The sequence below is a fragment of the Chitinivibrio alkaliphilus ACht1 genome (genome assembly GCF_000474745.1).
Classification (GTDB): domain Bacteria; phylum Fibrobacterota; class Chitinivibrionia; order Chitinivibrionales; family Chitinivibrionaceae; genus Chitinivibrio; species Chitinivibrio alkaliphilus.
The window spans coordinates 1-209 of record NZ_ASJR01000098.1 but is presented as its reverse complement, the minus strand read 5'-3'; the positions used below and the strand labels follow the sequence as shown (position 1 = coordinate 209).

General features: G+C 59.3%; 1 protein-coding gene. It reads left to right on the top strand.

The window, feature by feature from the left end; translation table 11 throughout:
* A partial coding sequence (locus CALK_RS13245; RefSeq protein ID WP_204365322.1) for a hypothetical protein occupies positions 1-194 on the top strand: 194 nt, incomplete at its 5' end.
* Positions 195-209: the final 15 nt, after the last annotated feature.

Sequence of the window (209 nt, the reverse complement as noted above, 5' to 3'; positions counted from 1 at the left end):
TTTCAATCCACACCCCCGCGAAGGGGGCGACTCATGGGACACGACGTCTGGCGATGCGGGTATTGTTTCAATCCACACCCCCGCGAAGGGGGCGACAAGAGCGTGCACGATTTGAGGAACAGTGGAGCGAGGTTTCAATCCACACCCCCGCGAAGGGGGCGACAAGGCACAGCACGGGCTCAATCTTGCCATGACAGCGTTTCAATCCA